General features: G+C 68.8%; 15 protein-coding genes. 12 read left to right on the top strand and 3 right to left on the bottom strand.

What is annotated here, in order from left to right; translation table 11 throughout:
* The first annotated feature begins 379 nt into the window (after positions 1 to 379).
* The 9 genes from DVK07_RS11315 to argF all read left to right on the top strand — a co-directional run bounded on the left by DVK07_RS11315 (position 380) and on the right by argF (position 9,728).
* Positions 380 to 1,621 (top strand): argininosuccinate synthase, encoded by a 1,242-nt coding sequence (locus tag DVK07_RS11315; RefSeq protein WP_121597165.1) that lies wholly within the window; start codon positions 380 to 382, stop codon positions 1,619 to 1,621.
* Positions 1,622 to 3,094, top strand: coding sequence for an argininosuccinate lyase (argH, locus tag DVK07_RS11310; protein ID WP_121597164.1), 1,473 nt, complete (start codon positions 1,622 to 1,624; stop codon positions 3,092 to 3,094).
* 222 nt (positions 3,095 to 3,316) lie between these two features.
* Positions 3,317 to 3,505: a lysine biosynthesis protein LysW gene (gene lysW / locus DVK07_RS11305; protein WP_004599337.1), complete on the top strand. Its 189-nt coding sequence runs from the start codon at positions 3,317 to 3,319 to the stop codon at positions 3,503 to 3,505.
* 78 nt (positions 3,506 to 3,583) lie between these two features.
* A complete protein-coding gene (gene lysX, locus DVK07_RS11300) occupies positions 3,584 to 4,510 on the top strand; it encodes a lysine biosynthesis protein LysX (protein WP_121597163.1) in 927 nt (308 codons plus the stop codon).
* Complete coding sequence (argC, locus tag DVK07_RS11295; protein WP_121597162.1) at positions 4,507 to 5,556, top strand: N-acetyl-gamma-glutamyl-phosphate reductase; 1,050 nt, start codon at positions 4,507 to 4,509, stop codon at positions 5,554 to 5,556. Before lysX ends, argC begins: the two co-directional genes overlap by 4 nt.
* Positions 5,553 to 6,473, top strand: a complete 921-nt coding sequence (locus DVK07_RS11290; RefSeq protein ID WP_121597161.1) for an acetylglutamate/acetylaminoadipate kinase — start codon at positions 5,553 to 5,555, stop codon at positions 6,471 to 6,473. Before argC ends, DVK07_RS11290 begins: the two co-directional genes overlap by 4 nt.
* Complete coding sequence (locus tag DVK07_RS11285; protein ID WP_121597160.1) at positions 6,470 to 7,597, top strand: aspartate aminotransferase family protein; 1,128 nt, start codon at positions 6,470 to 6,472, stop codon at positions 7,595 to 7,597. The genes DVK07_RS11290 and DVK07_RS11285 overlap by 4 nt, the downstream gene beginning before the upstream one ends.
* Positions 7,597 to 8,760 carry a [LysW]-lysine hydrolase gene (locus DVK07_RS11280; RefSeq protein ID WP_121597159.1) on the top strand — a complete coding sequence of 388 codons (1,164 nt, stop codon included), beginning with the start codon at positions 7,597 to 7,599 and terminating at the stop codon, positions 8,758 to 8,760. The genes DVK07_RS11285 and DVK07_RS11280 overlap by 1 nt, the downstream gene beginning before the upstream one ends.
* A gap of 68 nt (positions 8,761 to 8,828) precedes the next feature.
* Positions 8,829 to 9,728 carry an ornithine carbamoyltransferase gene (gene argF, locus DVK07_RS11275; protein WP_121597158.1) on the top strand — a complete coding sequence of 300 codons (900 nt, stop codon included), beginning with the start codon at positions 8,829 to 8,831 and terminating at the stop codon, positions 9,726 to 9,728.
* Between the two features lie 28 nt (positions 9,729 to 9,756).
* Here the strand turns inward: argF and DVK07_RS23305 are convergent, their stop codons facing one another.
* Positions 9,757 to 9,912: a hypothetical protein gene (locus DVK07_RS23305; protein WP_004599330.1), complete on the bottom strand. Its 156-nt coding sequence runs from the start codon at positions 9,910 to 9,912 to the stop codon at positions 9,757 to 9,759.
* 155 nt (positions 9,913 to 10,067) lie between these two features.
* Here DVK07_RS23305 and DVK07_RS11270 point away from each other — a divergent pair, with 155 nt between their 5' ends.
* Positions 10,068 to 10,928 (top strand): nucleotidyltransferase domain-containing protein, encoded by an 861-nt coding sequence (locus tag DVK07_RS11270; protein ID WP_121597157.1) that lies wholly within the window; start codon positions 10,068 to 10,070, stop codon positions 10,926 to 10,928.
* Here the strand turns inward: DVK07_RS11270 and DVK07_RS11265 are convergent.
* Positions 10,925 to 12,016 (bottom strand): hypothetical protein, encoded by a 1,092-nt coding sequence (locus tag DVK07_RS11265; protein WP_121597156.1) that lies wholly within the window; start codon positions 12,014 to 12,016, stop codon positions 10,925 to 10,927. The genes DVK07_RS11270 and DVK07_RS11265 overlap by 4 nt on opposite strands.
* A gap of 63 nt (positions 12,017 to 12,079) precedes the next feature.
* On the bottom strand, positions 12,080 to 13,351 hold the full coding sequence (locus tag DVK07_RS11260) for a twin-arginine translocase subunit TatC (RefSeq protein WP_121597155.1): 1,272 nt from the start codon (positions 13,349 to 13,351) through the stop codon (positions 12,080 to 12,082).
* Positions 13,352 to 13,532: 181 nt separating this feature from the next.
* Between DVK07_RS11260 and DVK07_RS11255 the strand changes: the two genes are divergently transcribed.
* Positions 13,533 to 15,758, top strand: coding sequence for a twin-arginine translocase subunit TatC (locus DVK07_RS11255; RefSeq protein WP_121597154.1), 2,226 nt, complete (start codon positions 13,533 to 13,535; stop codon positions 15,756 to 15,758).
* 107 nt (positions 15,759 to 15,865) lie between these two features.
* Positions 15,866 to 18,817 (top strand): excinuclease ABC subunit UvrA, encoded by a 2,952-nt coding sequence (uvrA, locus tag DVK07_RS11250; RefSeq protein ID WP_121597153.1) that lies wholly within the window; start codon positions 15,866 to 15,868, stop codon positions 18,815 to 18,817.
* Positions 18,818 to 19,533 lie beyond the last annotated feature (716 nt).

Raw genomic sequence — 19,533 nt, 5'->3', positions numbered from 1 at the left:
GCTAGCAGCCATTTATAAGCGATCAACTAGAGCTTTAGAGAAGTCCGCCGTCGATCCGCGATCAATCACGCATTGCGGAACGTTTTTATATCGGAGATCGGGTACGTACAGGTGATGACCGCAGTGGCTCGTCTCGACGCCGCCCTCTTCCGAGACCGACGAGCCCTGCGACCGCGACGAGACGTCCGACCGCCGCGACCGGCTTCCGGCGCGGCGCGACGACGAGGCCCCTCGGGCCGATAACTTTCACCCCTCGTCGCGTTCGCGCCGTTCCGTTCCGAAGAGTCTCGACTCCGCGTTCCGCGAGCGGCCGCTCTCCAGTTTTCTTACAAAATTAAAACCGCTGAATTTAAGGGCATAGGCCGGGTGTACTCTGGTAATGACGAGCGTTGCACTCGCGTTCAGCGGGGGACTCGACACCACGGTCTGCGTACCGCTACTGAAAGAGGAGTACGGCTACGACGAGGTCATCGGCGTCAACGTCGACGTCGGCCAGCCGACGGAGGAGTTCGACGAGGCGGAAGAGACCGGCGACGCGCTGGGACTCGACCTCCACGTCGTCGACGCGAAAGACGAGTTCGCGGACCTCTGTTTCGACGCGGTGAAGGCGAACGCCAGCTACCAGGGCTACCCGCTCGGGACCGCCCTCGCGCGCCCGGTCATCGCCGAGGCCATTCTGGGCGTCGCCGAGGAGCAGGGCTGTGACGCCATCGCCCACGGCTGTACGGGGAAGGGGAACGACCAACTCCGGTTCGAGGCGGTCTGGCGCGGCTCCGACCTCGAAGTGATCGCCCCCGTGCGCGAGCTCGGCCTCACCCGCGAGTGGGAGATCGACTACGCCGCCGAGAAGGACCTGCCCGTCGAGGCCGGCGACGGCGGCGTCTGGTCCATCGACGAGAACATCTGGTCGCGCGCGGTCGAGGGCGGCAAGCTGGAGAACCCGGACTACGAGCCGCCGGAGGACATCTACGAGTGGACCGCGGAGCCCGAGGGCGAGACCACCATCGAGGTGACCTTCGAGGAGGGCGTCCCGGTCGCCGTCGACGGCGAGGCGATGGACCCCGTGCCCCTCATCCAGCACCTCAACGAGTACGCGGGCGGCTACGGCGTCGGCCGCACCGACGTGATGGAGGACCGCATGCTCGGGCTGAAGGTGCGCGAGAACTACGAGCACCCGGCCGCGACCGTCCTGCTGACGGCCCACCAGGCGCTCGAAGACCTCGTCCTCACCAAGAACGAGCGCTCGTTCAAGAAGGGGATCGAGCAGGAGTGGTCCGAGAAGGCGTACGAGGGGCTCGTGTTCGCGCCGGTCGTCGACGCGCTCGACGCCTTCGTCGACGAGACGCAGGACGTGGTGACCGGCACGGCGACGGTGAAGGTCTCCGGCGGCGACTGTCGCGTCGTCGCGCGCGACTCCGAGTACGCGGTCTACTCCGAGGAGATGGCCTCGTTCAACACCGAGGACGTCGCCGGTATCGCCCAGTCGGACGCGACGGGCGTCGCGAAGTACCACGGGCTCCAGGAGCGCCTCGCCAACGACGTGAAGGCGAGCGTCTCGAAGCCCGAACTGGCGACGGACGGCTCCGGTGAGCCGGCCGAGACCGACGAGACCGAGAACTGAATGACTGACGACGATCCCGAAACGGCCGTCCGCCGCGACCGCTTCAGCGGCGGCCCCGCGCGCGAGTTCCTGTCGAGCCTCGCGGCCGACGCCGCCATCTTCGAAGCGGACCTCGCGGTCGACCGCGCGCACACGGTGATGCTCGCGGAGCAGGGGATCGTCGACGAGGCTGTCGCGGGCGAAATCCTCGCCGCGCTCGACGACGTCGAGGCCGCCGGCCACGGCGCGCTGCCCGACGGTGAGGACGTCCACGAGGCGATAGAGACCGCCGTCATCGACCGGATCGGCCCCGACGGCGGCCGGATGCACACGGCCCGCTCGCGCAACGACGAGGTGGCGACGTGTATCCGGTATCGCCTGCGTGAGGACCTGCTGGACGCCGTCGCGGCGACGGTCGCCGCCCGCGAGGCGCTCGTCGAGGTGGCGGCCGACCACGCGGAGACGGTGATGCCGGGGTACACCCACCTCCAGCCGGCCCAGCCGACGACGGTCGGGCACTACCTGCTCTCGTACGAGGGCGGGCTCGCGCGCGACACGGAGCGCCTGCTCGACGCGTACGACCGCGTGAACCGGTCGCCGCTCGGCGCGGCCGCGTTCGCGGGGACGCCGTTCGACGTCGACCGCGACCGGACCGCCGAGCTGCTCGGGTTCGACGGGACGGTCCGGAACTCGATGGACGCCGCCTCCGCGCGCGACTTCCTCGCGGAGTCGGCGAGCGCGCTCGCGACGCTCGCGACGACGCTGTCGGGGCTCGCGGAGGACCTGATCGTGTTCTCGAACAAGGACGTCGTCGAGCTGTCGGACGCGTACTCCTCGACTTCCTCGATCATGCCCCAGAAGAAGAACCCCGACACGCTGGAGCTGACCCGCGGCGTCGCGGGCGACGCGATCGGCGAGGCGACAGGCACGCTGAGCCTGCTGAAGGGGCTCCCGCGCGCCTACAACCGCGACCTCCAGCGCGCCCACGCGAGCGTGTTCGAGATCGCGGACGAGGTGCGGGAGGCGACCGAGGTCGCCGCGGGCGCGGTCGCGACCGCCGACTGGGACGAGGCCGCGCTCGCGGCCGCCGCGGGCGAGGGGTTCTCGACGGCCACCGGGGTCGCCGACCTGCTCGCGATGGGCGGGCTCCCCTTCCGGACGGCCCACGAGATCGTCGCGGCGGCCGCGGAGACGGTCGCGGACGGCGACGCGCCGGCCGCCGCGGCCGCAAAAGTTGACGAGGCCGCTCGAAAGGTCACGGGCGAGCCCCTCTCCGCGTACGTGAGCCGCGAGGACGTGGAGTCGGCGCTCGATCCGACCGAAAGCGTCGCGAGCCGCGACTCCGCCGGGGGACCGGCCCCCGAGGCGGTCGCCGACGCGCTCGCCGACGCCGAGGCGGGCATCGAGGAAGACGAGGCCGCGCTGGCGGCCGAGCGCGACGCGCTCGCCGCCGCGAGCGAGGCGCTGGACGCGGAGGTCGACTGCTATGTCTGAGCCGCGACGACCGCGAGGTCACCGTCGGCTCGGTCGGGGCCGGCCCGATCGACGCCGACAACCGTCCCCGTAGGGGGACATATTTACTACCGAGATCTGACATCCGATCTCGATACGGCGGTTCTTCGCCGAAATACTCCCGTTAGCGGCCGATCTATTTTATGTAAACTATCTAATAGGTTCGAAGCCTTTATGCCTGTTCGAGGACGAGTGTCTGCCACGATGACGAGCGACACCGACACGCTGACCGCGGAGGACCCGATCACGGGCGAGGAGATCGAGATTCCGGCCGACGTCGAGGTCGGCGAGATCATCGACAGTCCGGTCACCGGGACCGAGCTGGAGGTCATCTCGCTCGACCCGGTCGTCTTGGAGGAGGCGCCCGAGCTCGAGGAGGACTGGGGCGAGTAATGGCGACGATCGCCACGGCCGCGACACGCGAGTGGTCGACATGCGCATGAGCGCCGACGCGAACGGAGGGGAGTCGACGTGCGCGTAGGGGTCCTCTACTCCCGGATCCGGAAGGACGAGAAGCTCCTGCTCAACGAACTGCGCGACCGCGGCCACGAGGCCGAGAAGATCGACGTCCGGAAGGAGCGGTTCGGCTTAGAGTCGACGACGGCGGCGGTCGACGACCTCGACATCGCCGTCGACCGCTGCCTGTCGACGAGCCGGTCGCTGTACGCGACCCGCTTCCTCGACAGCTACGGCGTCCCGGTGGTGAACTCGCCGGAGACGGGAGACGTCTGCGCCGACAAGGCGAAGAACTCGCTCGCACTCGCCGAGGCCGACGTGCCGACCCCGGCGACGGAGGTGGCGTTCACGAAGGACGCCGCCTTAGCGGCGATCGAGGAGTTCGGCTACCCCTGCGTCCTCAAGCCGGTCACCGGCTCGTGGGGGCGGCTGATGGCGAAGATCGACTCGCGCAACGCCGCCGAGGCGATCTTAGAGCACAAGGAGACGCTCGGCCACTACGAGCACAAGGTGTTCTACGTCCAGGAGTTCGTCGACAAGCCCGGCCGCGACGTCCGCGTCTTAGCGGTCGACGGCGAGCCGGTCGCGGCGATGACGCGCTCGTCTGAGCACTGGCTCACGAACGCCGCGAAGGGCGGCGAGACGGAGCCGTTCGACCTCGACGAGCGCGCGACCGAACTCGTCGAGAAGGCCTCGGCCGCGGTCGGCGGCGGCATGCTCGGCGTCGACCTGATGGAGGTCGGCGTCGACCCGGACGCCGACCCCGCCGAGGCCGACGCGGACGACTACACCGTCCACGAGGTGAACCACACCGTCGAGTTCAAGGCGCTCGACTCGGCCACCGACGTCGACGTCCCCGCGCGGGTCGTCGACTGGCTGGAATCGAAGGCGATCGAGCTGGCCGACGGCGACGGCCAAGAAGGGACGGGGGCGAACGCGTGACCGCCGACACCTACACCGCGAGCGTCGTCGGCGGCACCGGCTTCACCGGCGGCGAACTGCTTCGGCTGCTCGCCGGCCACCCGAACTTCGAAGTCGTTCAGGCCACCTCGCGGTCGGCCGACAACATGACCGTCGGGCGCTCGCACCCGAACCTGCGCGGGCTCGACCTGCGCTTCTCGGACCCGGACGACCTCGAATCGGTCGACGTCCTGTTCGCGGCGACGCCCCACGGCGTCTCGATGGGGCGGATCGACGAGTTCTTCGAGGCCGCGGACACCGTCGTCGACCTCTCGGCGGACTTCCGGCTCCCCGAGGCCGACGCCTACGACGAGTGGTACGACGGCCACGAGTCGCCGGAGTACTTAGAGCGCGCCGAGTACGCGCTCCCGGAACTGAACCGCGAGAACCTCCCCGGCGCCGACCTGATCGCCGGCGGCGGCTGCAACGCGACCGCGACGATCCTCGGCCTCAAGCCGCTCGTGGACGCGGGCGCGCTCGGCCCCGACGCGGGCGAGGTCGTCGTCGACGTGAAGGTCGGCTCCTCGGAGGGCGGCGCCGGCGGCGGCGCGGCCTCCTCGCACCCCGAGCGCTCGGGCGTCGTGCGCCCGTACGCGCCAACCGGGCACCGCCACGAGGCGGAGATCGAGGCGTACCTCGGGCTCTCCGTCTCGTTCACGGTCCACGCGGTCGACATGGTGCGCGGCGCGAGCGCGACCTGCCACGTCTTCCCCGACGGCCCCGTCTCGAAGGGGGACCTGTGGGGCGCGTACCGCGACGCCTACGCCGACGAGCCGTTCGAGCGGATCGTCTCGGGCGGGGGCGGGATCTACCGCTACCCCGAGCCGAAGTCGGTCGCCGGCACGAACCACGGCGAGGTCGGCTTCGAGCTCGACCCCGGGAACCGGCGCGTCGTCGTCTTCTCGGCCATCGACAACATGATGAAAGGCTCCGCCGGTCAGGCGGTCCACGCGGCGAACGTCGCGCTCGGACTGCCCGAGACCGCCGGCCTCGAGTTCGACGGGCTCCACCCGGTGGGATCGCCATGAGCGGGGAAGGGTCCGACGCGGGCGACGCGCCCGCGGACGAGCCGCCGGTCGTCGTCAAGGTCGGGGGCGCGAAGGCGGTCGACCCGACCGGCGCGGTCGGCGACGTGGCCCACCTCGTCGCCAACGGCCGCGCGGTCGTCGTCGTCCACGGCGGCTCGACGGTCGTCGACGAGACGCTCGAACGGCTCGGCATCGAGCCGGAGTACGTCGAGTCCGCCTCGGGCGTCACCGGCCGCTTCACCGACGCGGAGACGATGGAGGCGTTCGCGATGGCGATGGCGGGCAAGCTCAACACCGAGCTGACGGCGCGGTTCCGCTCGGCCGGCGTCGACGCGGTCGGGCTGAGCGGCGTCGACGGCGGGCTCCTCGCGGGGCCGCGCAAGTCAGCGGTCCGCGTCGTCGAGGACGGGAAGCGGAAGATCCGGCGCGGCGACCACTCCGGGACGATCGAGTCGGTGAACGCCGACCTGCTCGCCGACCTGCTCGCCGACGGCTACACCCCGGTCGTCTCGCCGCCGATGGCGGGCGACGAGGGGGACGGCGAGGTCACCCCGGTCAACGCGGACGCCGACCGCGCGGCCGCAGCGGTCGCGGGCGCGCTCGGCGCCGACCTCGTCCTGCTGACCGACGTCTCGGGGGTGTACGCCGACCCGGACGACCCCGAGACGCGCATCGACGCGGCCGCGACGCCCGACGAGCTGGCGGCCGTCGAGGACGCCGCCGAGGGGTTCATGGGCAAGAAGGTGATGGCCGCGAAAGAGGCGATCTCGGGCGGCGCCGGCCGCGTCGTGATCGCGGACGCCAACGTCCGCGACCCGGTCGTCGCCGCGCTCGGCGGCGCGGGGACCGTCATCGAGCGGTCGGCGCTGGGAGAGGGTACAGATGAGCGGGCCGAAACGGGAGGTGAGACCGCGTGAGCGGCTTCGTCTTCTCCGAGAAGCCGATCGAGATCTCCTCCGGCGACGGGGTCAAGGTGACCGACGCGAACGGCACCGAGTACCTCGACTTCGGCGCCAGCTACGCCTGTACGCCGGTCGGCCACTGCCACCCCGAGGTCGTCGACGCCGCGACGGGCCAGCTCGAGGAGCTGATGTACGTCCAGGCGTCGTACCCGCACGCGGCGCGGACGGCGCTGTACGAGCGGCTGGCCGAGGTCGCGCCCGTCGACGTCGACAACGTCTGGCTCTGTAACTCCGGCACCGAGGCGAACGAGGCCGCGCTGAAGTTCGCCCGGCACGCGACGGGCCGCGAGAAGATCGTCGCGACCACGCAGGGATTCCACGGCCGGACGATGGGGACCCTCGCGACGACGTGGAAGGACAAGTACAGGGAGGGGTTCGGCCCGCTCGCCGGCGGCGTGGAGTTCGTCGAGTACGGCGACGCGGCGGCGATGCGCGAGGCGGTCGACGAGGACACCGCCGCGGTCATCTTAGAGCCCCTTCAGGGCGAGGGCGGGATCAACCCCGTCTCGACCGAGTACCTCCAGGCCGTCCGGGTCGCGACCGCCACCTCGGGCGCCGCGCTGATCCTCGACGAGATCCAGACCGGACTCGGCCGGACGGGTTCGATGTGGGCCGCCGAGAAGCACGACGTGGTGCCCGACATCCTCACGACCGCGAAGGGGCTCGGCAGCGGGCTCCCGATCGGCGCGACGCTGTGCCGCGACTGGATCGCGGAGGACTCGGGCGACCACGGCTCGACGTTCTCCGGCGGCCCGGTCGTCTCCGCGGCCGCGGGCGCCACCCTCGACGTGATCGAGCGCGAGGAGTTGGCGGCGCACGCCGAGGAGGTGGGGAGATACCTCCGCGGCGAGCTCCGCGACCGCCTCGGCGATGACGTGCGCGACGTGCGCGGCGACGGGCTGATGGTCGGGATCGAGGTCCGCCGCGGGTCGAACCGCCTGCTGCGCGACCTCGCGATCGAACACCAGATCCTCGCGCTGCCGGCGGGGCGGACCGTGCTGCGGCTGCTGCCGCCGCTGACGATCGAGCGCGAACACGCCGACGCCGTCGTCGACGCGATAGCCGAGGTGATCGGCTGATGGCGGCCGGCACGGAGCGGGAGACCGAGGCCGAATCCGAGGGCGGCACCGACGTCGTCGCCGGCGGCGGCTACCCCGCGGCCTGCGACACGCCGGCCCGGAAGCTGCTGTACGACATGGTCTCGATCCCCTCGCCGTCGGGCGAGGAGGAGCGGGCCGCCGAGCGCCTCGTCGACTTCTTCGAGGCGAACGGCCGGGAGGCGTGGATCGACGAGGTCGGGAACGTCCGCGCGCCGGCGGACGACGCCGTCCTCCTGACCTCGCACGTCGACACCGTCCCCGGCGACATCCCGGTCGAGGTGCGGCCGGCGCCGCCCGAGGGCGAGTTGCCGGAGCCCTCGGACGTCCGCGTCGGCGAGCCCGGCGACCCCGTGTTGTGGGGCCGCGGGGCGGTCGACGCGACCGGCCCGCTGGTCTCGATGGCGATCGCGGCGGTGAAGACCGGGGTCTCGTTCGCGGGCGTCGTCCGTGAGGAGGTCGACTCCGGCGGCGCGCGCGCCCTCATCGAGGACCGCGACGCGCCCGAGGCCGTGATCAACGGCGAGCCGTCGGGCTGGCAGGGGATCACGCTCGGCTACCGCGGCCTGCTGGAGGGCACGTACGTCAACACCAGCGAGTCGGGGCACTCCTCGCGGCCGGAGCCGAACGCGATCCAGCACGCGATCGACTGGTGGCACGGCGTCGAGGAGGCGTTCACGCCGGACGACGCCGAGACCGCCGTGTTCGATCAGGTGACGACGAAACCCATCTCGGTCGACGGCGGCCTGAGCGACGACGGCCTCGCCGTCGAGGCGACGATGGACGTCCAGCTCCGGGTCCCCCCCTCGCGCCCGGTCGACGAGATCCACGAGCTCGCGGAGGCGGAGCTGTCGACGGGCTCGGTCCACTGGGGCGAGCCGATGCCGCCCGTGATGGAGAGCCCGCGGACCGACCTCGCGCGGGCGTTCCGCGTCGCGATCCGCGGCGTCGGCGGCGACGTGCGCCTGCTCCGGAAGACCGGCACGAGCGACATGAACCTCTTCGCGGCCGCGTGGGACTGCCCGATGGTCACCTACGGCCCCGGGAACTCCGACCTCGACCACGCGCCCGACGAGCGGCTCCCGCTGCCGGACCTCGACCGCGCCGTGGACGTGCTGACCGAGGTCTGCCGAAAGCGACTGTAAGGTCCTCGTTTGCCCTCGTCACGGCTCGTTTTCAAACGACACCACGACACACACTCACACTACACACGATGCCACTCGCCACCGACGACTTCCTCGACATCGACGACGTGACGCCCGCCGAATTGGACGCCCTGCTCGACCGCGCCGCCGCGATGAAGGCGGGCGAGACCGACCCCCGACTGGCGGACGCCACGCTCGGGATGATCTTCGAGAAGCCGTCGACGCGCACCCGCGTCTCCTTCGAGACGGGGATGACCCGACTCGGCGGCCACGCCATGTTCCTCGGCCCCGACGACATCCAGCTGGGCCACGGCGAGCCGCTGCGCGACACCGCGCGCGTCCTCGGCCGCTACGTCGACGGCGTGATGGCGCGCCTGTTCGACCACGCGGACGTCGAAGTGCTCGCGGAGTACGCCGACTGCCCCGTGATCAACGGGCTCACCGACGAGGCGCACCCCTGTCAGACGCTCGCCGACCTCCTCACGATCCGCGAGACGGTCGGCGAGGACGCCACCGTGGCGTGGGTCGGCGACGGGAACAACGTCGGCCAGTCGTTCGTCGTCGGCGCCGCGATGGCGGGGATCGACGTCGAGGTCGCCACGCCCGCGGACTACGGAATGAACCAATCCGTCTTCGACCGCGCCGCGGAGTTCGGGCTGGACGTGGAGCCGACGACGGACCCGAAGGCCGCGATCGAGGGCGCCGACGTGGTGTACACCGACGTGTGGATCTCGATGGGACAGGAGGACGTGCGCGACGAGAAGCTGGCCGCCTTCGACGGGTTCCAGGTGAACGCCGACCTGCTCGCCGGCACCGACGCGAAGGTGATGCACTGCCTGCCCGCGCACCGCGGCGAGGAGGTCACCGACGACGTGCTCGAATCGGACCGGGCCCTCGTCTGGGACCAAGCCGAAAATCGGATGCACGCGCAGAACGCGCTGCTCGTCGAACTGCTCGGCGGGGAGTGACGGGCGACGCGCCGCGGGCGCCTTCGCCTCACTGACGCCGCGGCGGGTCGCGGTCGTCCATGAGGAAGACGCTGTCCTGATTCGGGTCGAAGTACACCTCCAGCGCGCGGAGGGCGCCCACGTACGCCGCGATCGCGGCGAACACGAACGAGACGGCGGCCGGAACGACGAGACCGAGGACCATACCGAGCCGATCGCTTTCCCGCGGACAAATGCGTAACGGCGGGAGGTCCCGACGAACGATCACTGGGCGCTAACGTGTACACATTTCAACGAGCGGGTCCGTAGTACTCACTGGGCAGTGGAGACGAACGTCTCACGATCTGTCGTTTTACCAGTATGACGATCAAGTTCGATTTGGATTCCGACTACCGGCAAGCGCTCCCGCCCAATGGCGCCGCCTTCTTACAGGAAGTCGCGGCGCTGCTGGACGACGAGAGCGTCGTGAGCGTCCTTTTGTTCGGCAGCGTGGTCACCGGCGAGGCCACCGCGATAAGCGATATCGATCTATTGGTTGTACTCGGTGACGGTGTCAGCGAGACCGACCGCGAAGCGGTCCGGTCGGAAATCGTGCGACTCGCCGAGAAGCACTTAGACATCGAGCAGGAACGGGGTAATCAGGTCGAGCACGTGGTCGACCGCGCGACTGGGATGTTCCGTTCGGGATTCGTCGTAACCGAGAGCGATATTGAATGCGGACGTTTTCACGACATCTTCAACACCAGCCGATTGGCGTACGCACTGGCACCGTGGCGGACGGTTCTGCGTGCGGTGTTCACGCAGACCGAAGCGATATACGGTCCGCGCGTAGCTCCGGACTGGTCGGGAGTCACGCCGCCCGAGGCCCGCCGCGGCCGTGAGCTGGCGCGAAGCGCGGGGATGTCGACGCTGTTGGCGGCTGCGCAACTGGTGTACGCGTTCGTCTCGCCACGGGCCGTTCGGTACGCGATGGAAGCGCACAAATGGACGTTGTACAACTGTGCGTTCCACCTCACCGGTAGCCGGGCGCCGACGCTCGCCGCAGCGTCGGACACCGTTCCGGGAATCGCCCGTCTTGATAAATGGTTACTCGACCTCCGAGAGACCCCGCGGGTCGACCGACTGTACCTTCTTTTCGTCGCCCCGTACGTGGCGCTCGTTCACGTTCGAACCCTCCTCGCGGTCGGGGACCCCAACGACGACGCCCGCGACCACGACTAGGGTCCGATAAGCAGCGGAGGAAGCTCGCTGAGCAAGCCGAAGTTCTGTATGAGAAACACGCTCACCGAGATGGCGATGCTGCTACCCAGCTGAAACAGCGAATATAGGTTGATAGGCCACATGTTCATCCGCCTGATCTCGTTGAACATCACCGTCATCGTCATGAGCTGGAGTGCTTCCGACTGGTTGTCGGTGTCGCCGTCGTCGTGGTTCTCCCAGTACTCCTGTTCGATACTGGAAAACTCCATCTGCATCCGAGACACCTTTCGGTCGCGGATAGCTAACAGTTTCATCCGAATAACCAGCGTGACGACGACCGTCCCAGCGATCAAGACGACGAGCTGGAGCAGGTAGATCAGGCCGACGACCTGCTGGAACTGGCTTGCGTCGGTGAAAGCGACGCTGGAGAGGATTACAAAGTCCAGCGTCACGAGGGAGATTCCATAGCTGACGAGGCGGACGAGCGTGTCGCCGATACGCCGGTACCCGCCGACACCGTCCGGATCGAGGAGATTGATATCGACGATATAGGATCGCGCTGCTGTGACGACAAACGCGAACGCACCGGCAGCCGGTGCGAGAAACATCCCATGAGCGGCGCCGAATGCGAAGTTCATCAGCCAGAACGGATAGTTTCCCAGCACTTCGAGCCACGCCATGATACTAACGACCAGTAGCCCTCCGAACAGTGCCCCGACGCCGACCATGGCAGGATGGTACGACTTGGCGAGGATGCGGTCCGTCTCTTGCTCGATGCGATCCGAGGATATCGTTGTCGGCAGCGCGACGCTGACGTCGTGGAGCTGCTGTTCGGTCAGTTCGATTAATTCTTGTTTGACATCCTGGAGACCGGTGTACGTCTGGCGGAGAACGACGGCGCCAGCGACGACGAGCACGATATCGAAGAAGAACGGGTAGTTGAACGGTATCGCCGTCTCCGGGAATCCGGACAGTGTCACGTCGAGGCTCGCACCAAGCACCGTCATCAGGACGACCGCTCGGACGAAGCTGAGCCGATCGTGAACGCGTCTGAACGCCGCGTCTAGCGGGAACGACGCCTCGTCTCTCGCTGCCAAGTCTCCGCTCACACCAGTCCAGTCGATAAGGGGTGGAAAAAAAGATTTTGTCCAGTCCCACAGCAGCGACCGGATCTAGTTTCCGGTCCAGCGCAGTATCGCGAGCGTCCCCTCGAAGAGGACGATCATCGTCAGCGTCACGATGATCGGCGCCATCCCGGTCGGGTCGGGGCTGAACAGGAAGGCGATCCCGAGGAACGACCCCCAGAAGATCAGCCGCTTCGCCTCTAACCACTGCCGCGTGACGAGGTTCATCATGATCGCGAGCATGATGAAAAGCGGGATCTGGAAGACGATCGCCATGAACGCGAGCATGATGACGATCAGGTTGAACGTCTCCGCGAGCCCGAAGGCGATCGTCGCCGCGTCGGCGGTGTAGGTGGTGAAGTACGAGAAGATCGCGGGCAACACGAGGAAGTGCGCGAACGCGATCCCGATCCCGCCGAGCACGAGACTCGTCGGCACCGCGGCGAGGTAATAGCGCCGCTCCGTCTGGTACAGTCCCGGCCGCATGAACCGGTACGTCTCGTAGACGAACGCCGGGAGCCCGACCACGACGCCCGCGAGCCCGGCGACCTTCAGCCGGGTGAGCGGGAGTTCGAGCGGGCCGTACAGCCGCGGCCGGTTCTCCATCGGCGCCGGGATGTGGTAGCTCCAGAAGTAGTTGATCAGCTCCGTCGACTCGGTGACGACGACGAGCGTCGCCAGCCCGCCGAAGAGGAAGACGACCGCCAGCCGGCGCATCATCTCCTCGATGTGGGCCGCCAGCGGCATCTCCTCGTCCGTCTCGGGGCCCTCGATCCCCTCGAACGGCTCGTCGTCGTCGGTCGCCGGCACGCCGGCGGTCGCGGGGTCCGCGGCGTCGGCGGTCGTCGTCGGGGCGCCGCCGTCGCCGAGGCTCTCGGCGCCCTCCGTCGTCGCGTCGTCCGCCGCAGCGGCGTCTGCCGACTCCTCGTCCGCCGCCCCAGCGTCGGGCTCGGCCGCGTCGTCGGATTCGTTCCCGTCGTCGAGCGCGGCCGACCGACCGGCGTCCTCGGCCTCGACCACTTCGTCCGGGTCCGAGAACGTGTCCGACGACTCGGAGTCGGATCCCTCCGCTTCGTCGCCTTCGTCGGAGTCCGCTTGGTCGCTCGCAGCAGACATCTCCGCGTCGCTCGCAGCAGACTCAACCTCGGGTTCGACCTCGGGAGCCACCTCGGATTCGACGCTCTCTGACGACTCCTCGTCGGCGGAGTCGCCGCTCTCGGACTCGGGGTCGACGGCGCCGTCGCTTTCGGGTTCGCCCTCGTCGGTCGACCCGTCAGCGGCGGCCGAGTCGTCGTCGCGCGACCGGTCCGAGTCGTCCATTCAGTTGCCCTACGCGACCGGGCGGTTATCAACCTTTTCGGATAGCGGCGCCGCGCGGGGTCGATCGGCCCCGTTCGCCGGCGCGTCCGGGGGCGTCGGCCGCCGGATCGACGGGGAGCGTCGTCGGCGGGAGCGCCCGCGGTCGAAAAGGTTGATAACGGCGACGGCCTTCGCCCTCCGTATGGCGAGCGCCCTCGACGAGGACACCCAACGGTCGATCGCGGAGGGCCAAGAGACGGCGAAGGCGTTCCTTCGGTCGATCCAGAAGGACCTCCAGAAGGTGTTCGTCGTCTTCCTGATCGGCTTCCTCGCGACGTTCTGGGCGCTCCGGACGTACATCTGGGACCGGCTCCGGGAGGTGACGGAGTCGAACATGAGCGCCGCGGTCGCCGAGGAGGCCGACATCATCGCGACGACCCCGTTCGAGGTGATCCTCCTCCAGGCGAAGATCGGGCTGATCGTCGGCGCGATCGTCGCGGTCCCGCCGCTGATCTACGTCACCCGCGACGAGCTCCGCGCCCGCGGCATGTGGCCGCAGTCCCCGATCGCCCGCTGGAAGCTCGCGCTCCTCGGGCTGCTCGCCGCCGGCCTGTTCTCCGCCGGCGTCGCCTACGGCGTGTTGGCCTTCTTCCCGCTGATGTTCGGCTTCCTCGCGGAGTTCGGCCTGGAGGCCGACATCCAGCCGACCTACGGGATCGTGATGTGGACGGAGTTCATCGTTTTCCTCTCGCTTTCCTTCGGGCTCGCCGGGCAGATGCCGATGGTGATCACCGGCCTCTCGTACGCCGAGATCGTCCCGTACGAGACGTTCCGCGACAAGTGGCGCTACGCGGTCGTCGCCATCTTCGTCTTCGGCGCCGTCTTCTCCCCGCCGGACCCGTTCACCCAGCTGCTGTGGGCGTTCCCGCTGGTCGCCTTATACGGCTTCAGCCTCTACCTCGCGAAGCTCGTCGTCACGGCGAAGCGGAGCTCCGACCGCATCGACGTGCTCGGCGCGGTCCGGAACCACTGGAACGTCGTCGGGGGCGCGACCGTCCTCGGCGGCGCGCTCGTGTACGGCTTCTACGAGTACGGCGGCCGGACCGCGTTCAACGACCTGCTGCGGCTCGCGGGGAGCAGCCGCCGCTTCCTCGCGCCGGGCGAGGGGCTCGGCCTCGACCCCGCGACCGCGCTCGCGATCTACGCCGCGCTGTGGGCGCTCGCGTTCGCCGCCGTCGCGACGCTGTGGGCGGTGTACACCGACCTCGACACGACGAGCGCGGGCCACCAGTACGGCGACCCGACCGCCATCGACGTGAGCGAACTCGACGCCGCGGGCGTCCGAGCGGCCCCCGCGGACGCCTTCGCCGAGATGGAGGAGGAGGAATCGCTCGCGCTCGCGCAGGCCGCGATCGACGACGACGACCCGGAGAAGGCGCAGGCGATCCTCGACCGCTTCGACGAGGTGAACGAGGGGAGCGACGGTGACGGCGACTCCGACGCGAGCGACGCGGCGGGCGCAGACGGCGCGAGAGGCGGCGACGCGGACGAGGGCGGCCTCGTCGGCTCCGTCCAGAACCGGACTTCGCGCGCGAGCTCGACGTTCCTCGCCGAGCTCACGGACGGCGAGGAGGAGGCGGCCGAGGACGACATCGGCGGCTACTACAAGGACCTCAAGTTCATCTTCGACTCGCTGCGCACGCGGTCGTTCCGGATCGTCGCGGTGTTCGGCGCCGTGATGGCGGCCGCGTTCACGTGGCTGTACCTCGGCGGCCTCGGCACGGTGCGCGGCGACCTCGAACGGCGCGTGCCCGCGGAGGTCGAGGGCGGGATCAACATCATCACCCTCCACCCGGTCGAGGCGCTCATCTTCATGGTGAAGTTCTCGGTGATGCTCGGGATCTTCGCCGCGTTCCCCGTGGCCCTCTACTACGCGTGGCCCGCGCTCCGCGAGCGCGGCTTCGTCGCGGGGCGGATCTACCAGGTGTACCTGTGGGCGGGCGCGCTCGGCGCCGGCATGATCGGCGGCTTCGTGCTCGGGTACACGACCATCGCGCCCGGGATCATCGGCTGGCTCGTCACCGACGCGCGCCTCGCCGACATGGTGATCACCTACCAGGTGAGCGACTTCCTCTGGCTCGTCATCTACACCACCATCGGGATCGGCTTCCTCGCCGACATCCCGATCGCGATGGTCCTGTTGAACAACGCGGGCGTCCCGTACCGCGTGTTCCGGAACCGCTGGCGCGAGGTGACGGTCGGGATCATGCTCATCGCGGCCGTGTTCACCCCCGCCGACGTGATCACGATGTTCCTCGCGACGATCCCCCTGATGATCGCGTACGGGCTCGGGGTGGGCGTCCTCTTCCTCGTCACCCTCGGCGGCCGGCGCGACCTCTCGCCGCCCGCCGAGTTCGTGACGCGCTGAGCCGTCCGGGTTCGGCGGCCTCCCCGCCGAGCGATCCCCGGTGCCGACGACAACCGACCCCCGCGACCGACGACTATTCCCGCGCGCGCCCGCAAGGGACGCGTGAAATGAGCAAGGACTACATCGAGGTCCGCGGCGCCGAGGAACACAACCTCAAGGACCTCGACGTCCGGATTCCGCGCGAGGAGTTCACGGTCGTCACCGGGCTCTCCGGGTCGGGGAAGTCGTCGCTCGCGTTCGACACCGTCTACGCGGAGGGGCAGCGGCGCTACATCGAGTCGCTGTCGGCGTACGCCCGCAACTTCCTCGGGCAGATGGACAAGCCGCAGGTGGAGTCCGTCGAGGGGCTCTCGCCCGCCATCTCCATCGACCAGAAGAACGCCGCGAACAACCCCCGGTCGACGGTGGGGACCGTCACGGAGCTCCACGACTACCTCCGGCTGCTGTACGCCCGGATCGGTACCCAGTACGACCCGGTCACGGGCGAGGAGGTCGGCGAGCAGTCGGCGCAGGACATGGTGAACCAGATCCTCGACCTCCCCGAGGACACCCGCGCGAAGGTCGCGGCGCCGGTCGTCCGCGACCAGAAGGGGGCCTTCGAGGAGCTGTTCGAGGAGCTCGTCTCGGACGGGTACAGCCGCGTCGAGGTCGACGGCGAGCCGGTCGATCTGACCCTCGACGACCCCGACCTCGACGAGAACTACGACCACACGATCGACGTGATCGTCGACCGCGTCACCGTCTCGCCGGACGCGCGCTCGCGGATCACCGACTCCGTCGAGACGGCCCTCGAAGAGGCCGACGGCGCCCTCAAGCTGATCGTCCCCGACCCGCCCGAGGACGTCCCGTTCGCGTCGAACGCGCGCTCGACGGGGTCGCTCGCGGCCGACGCCGACGGCGACGACCGGCTGGTCGTCGAGTTCTCCGAGGAGCTGGGCAACCCCAACTCCGACGTCCAGTTCTCCGCGATCGAGACGCGCTCGTTCTCCTTCAACAGCCCGTACGGCGCCTGTCCCGAGTGCGAGGGGATCGGCTCGACGAAGGAGGTCGACGAGGAGCTCGTGGTCGAGGACCCCTCGAAGCCGCTGAAGCACGTGTTCGAGCCGTGGAGCTACGACCGCACCTACTACTCGCGCCAGCTCGACAACGTCGCCGACCACTTCGGCGTCGACCTCGAGGCGCCCTTCGAAGAGCTGGACGAGGAGATCCGGCGGCAGTTCCTCTACGGCACCGACGAGATGGTCCACTTCGAGTGGACCACGAAGAACGGCACCCGCGAGAAGACCGAGCGCTTCGAGGGCGTGATTCCGAACTTGGAGCGTCGCCACGTCGAGACGGACTCCGAGCGCGCCCGCGACCACATCGAGGAGTACATGGCCGTGACGACCTGCCCCGAGTGCGAGGGGACGCGCCTGAAAGAGCAGTCGCGGCACGTCCTCGTCGCAGGCACGTCGATCACCGAGGTGAACGAGCTGTCCATCGCCGACGCCAGGGAGCACTTCGAGGGGATGGAGGCCGAGCTGACCGAGCGGGAGACGACCATCGCCGAGGAGATCCTCAAGGAGATCCGCGCGCGGCTCGGCTTCATGGAGGAGGTCGGCTTAGAGTACCTCACGCTCGACCGGGAGGCCTCGACGCTGTCGGGCGGCGAGAGCCAGCGCATCCGGCTCGCCACGCAGGTCGGGTCGGGGCTGGTCGGCGTCCTCTACGTCCTCGACGAGCCCTCCATCGGCCTCCACCAGCGCGACAACGACCGCCTGCTCGACACGCTCGAAGGCCTCCGCGACCTCGGCAACACGCTCCTCGTCGTCGAGCACGACGAGGAGACGATGCGCCGCGCCGACGAGATCATCGACATGGGGCCCGGCCCGGGCAAGCGCGGCGGCGAGGTCGTCGCGCAGGGCGACTTCGACGACGTGGTCGCGACCGACGAGTCGGAGACGGCCGACTACCTCGCGGGCCGGAAGGAGATTCCGGTGCCCGACGAGCGCCGCGAGCCCGACGGCGAGCTCGTGGTGCGCGGCGCCCGCCAGCACAACCTCAAGGACCTCGACGTGCCGATCCCGCTCGGCACGCTGACGACCGTCACCGGCGTCTCCGGCTCCGGGAAGTCGACGCTCGTCAACGACATCCTCTACAAGGGGCTCGCCCGGGAAATGAACGACAACACCTCGGTCGACCCCGGCGAGCACGACGCGATCGAGGGCCTCGACGAGGTGGAGACGGTGCGGCTCATCGACCAGTCGCCGATCGGCCGGACGCCGCGCTCGAACCCCGCGACGTACACGGACGTGTTCGACCACGTCCGCGAGCTGTTCGCGGAGACGAAGCTCTCGAAGCGCCGCGGCTACGAGAAGGGCCGCTTCTCGTTCAACGTCAAGGGCGGGCGCTGCGAGGAGTGCGGCGGGCAGGGCACCGTCAAGATCGAGATGAACTTCCTCTCGGACGTGTACGTCCCCTGCGAGGAGTGCGGCGGCGCCCGCTACAACGACGAGACGCTCGACGTCGAGTACAAGGGGAAGACGATCGCCGACGTGCTCGACATGAGCGTCGCAGAGGCCCACGAGTTCTTCGAGAGCCACCGCGGGCTCGAACGCCGCCTGAAGCTCCTGAAGGACGTCGGGCTCGGATACATGGAGCTCGGCCAGCCCTCGACCACCCTCTCCGGCGGCGAGGCGCAGCGCGTGAAGCTCGCCGAGGAGCTGGGCAAGCGCGCGACCGGTGACACGCTGTACCTGCTCGACGAGCCGACGACGGGGCTCCACAAGGAAGACGAGCGCAAGCTGATCGACGTGCTCCACCGGCTCGTCGACGCGGGCAACACCGTCGTCGTCATCGAACACGAGCTCGACCTCGTGAAGAACGCCGACCGCGTGATCGACCTCGGCCCCGAGGGCGGCGACGGCGGCGGCGAGCTGGTCGCGGACGGCACGCCCGAGGAGATCGCCCGCGAGGAGGCGTCCCACACCGGGCGCTACCTGCGCGACATGCTCCCGAAGGTCGACCTCGACGGCCCCCGCGACGACCGCCGGAAGCCCGCCGTCGCCGACGACGACTGACGAAAGAGGGGCGCGCCCAGTCGAGATTTGGTATCTCGAACCGAACGGAGACGCAACTGAGATTTCCGGTCGTTGAGCGATACCGAGAAGGGGTATCGCAGATCGCCGGCCGCGATGTGGTATTTAAATAGCCGTGAGCGACTGCGACGAGTGCTTATAAGAAGAAAGTGCGGTGGCGCGCCTGCGAGCGGCCGCCACCGGCGGCCGCGAGCCAGCCCGCGAGGGACGCCGCGAACGCCCGCAGGGCGTGAGCGGCGAGGTTGGGGAGGTGTGAGGCTGCGGTGCTGTGCGGTGTGGGGTGGGACTCAAAGGGGCAGCCGTCGTGGGCGGTGTAGGCGACGTAAGCACCGGAATGAGGGAGCGAAGCGACCGAATGAGGAGCGCAGCGAGCGTACACCGCCCACGACGGCTGGGGCTTTGGAAGCCCTCACCGCAGTAGCATCGATCACTTATAAACAACCGACGGCAACGTCGAGATTTCACTTATAAACTGCCCCACTAAAGATGGTCGCGTTAAGTTAAGCAGAAACGCAAGACGGCAAGAGTATCCCGCGAGTTTTGGAAAGCCGATTTATATACTCAAGATAGGTAGTAACTCCGGGAGAAACTGGATCTGCCTTCTCAGTTCTCCTTCTCGTTGATCCTCAGAACACGATCCGCTACAACATTCCAGAACACTACAAAAAATCGCATGACAGCAGCTAGGTGAGTACTAA

This window comes from Halorubrum sp. Atlit-26R, from assembly GCF_003666015.1.
Lineage (GTDB): Archaea > Halobacteriota > Halobacteria > Halobacteriales > Haloferacaceae > Halorubrum.
Note: the sequence above shows the minus strand (reverse complement) of the source record. Positions and strands in the feature narration are given on the sequence as shown.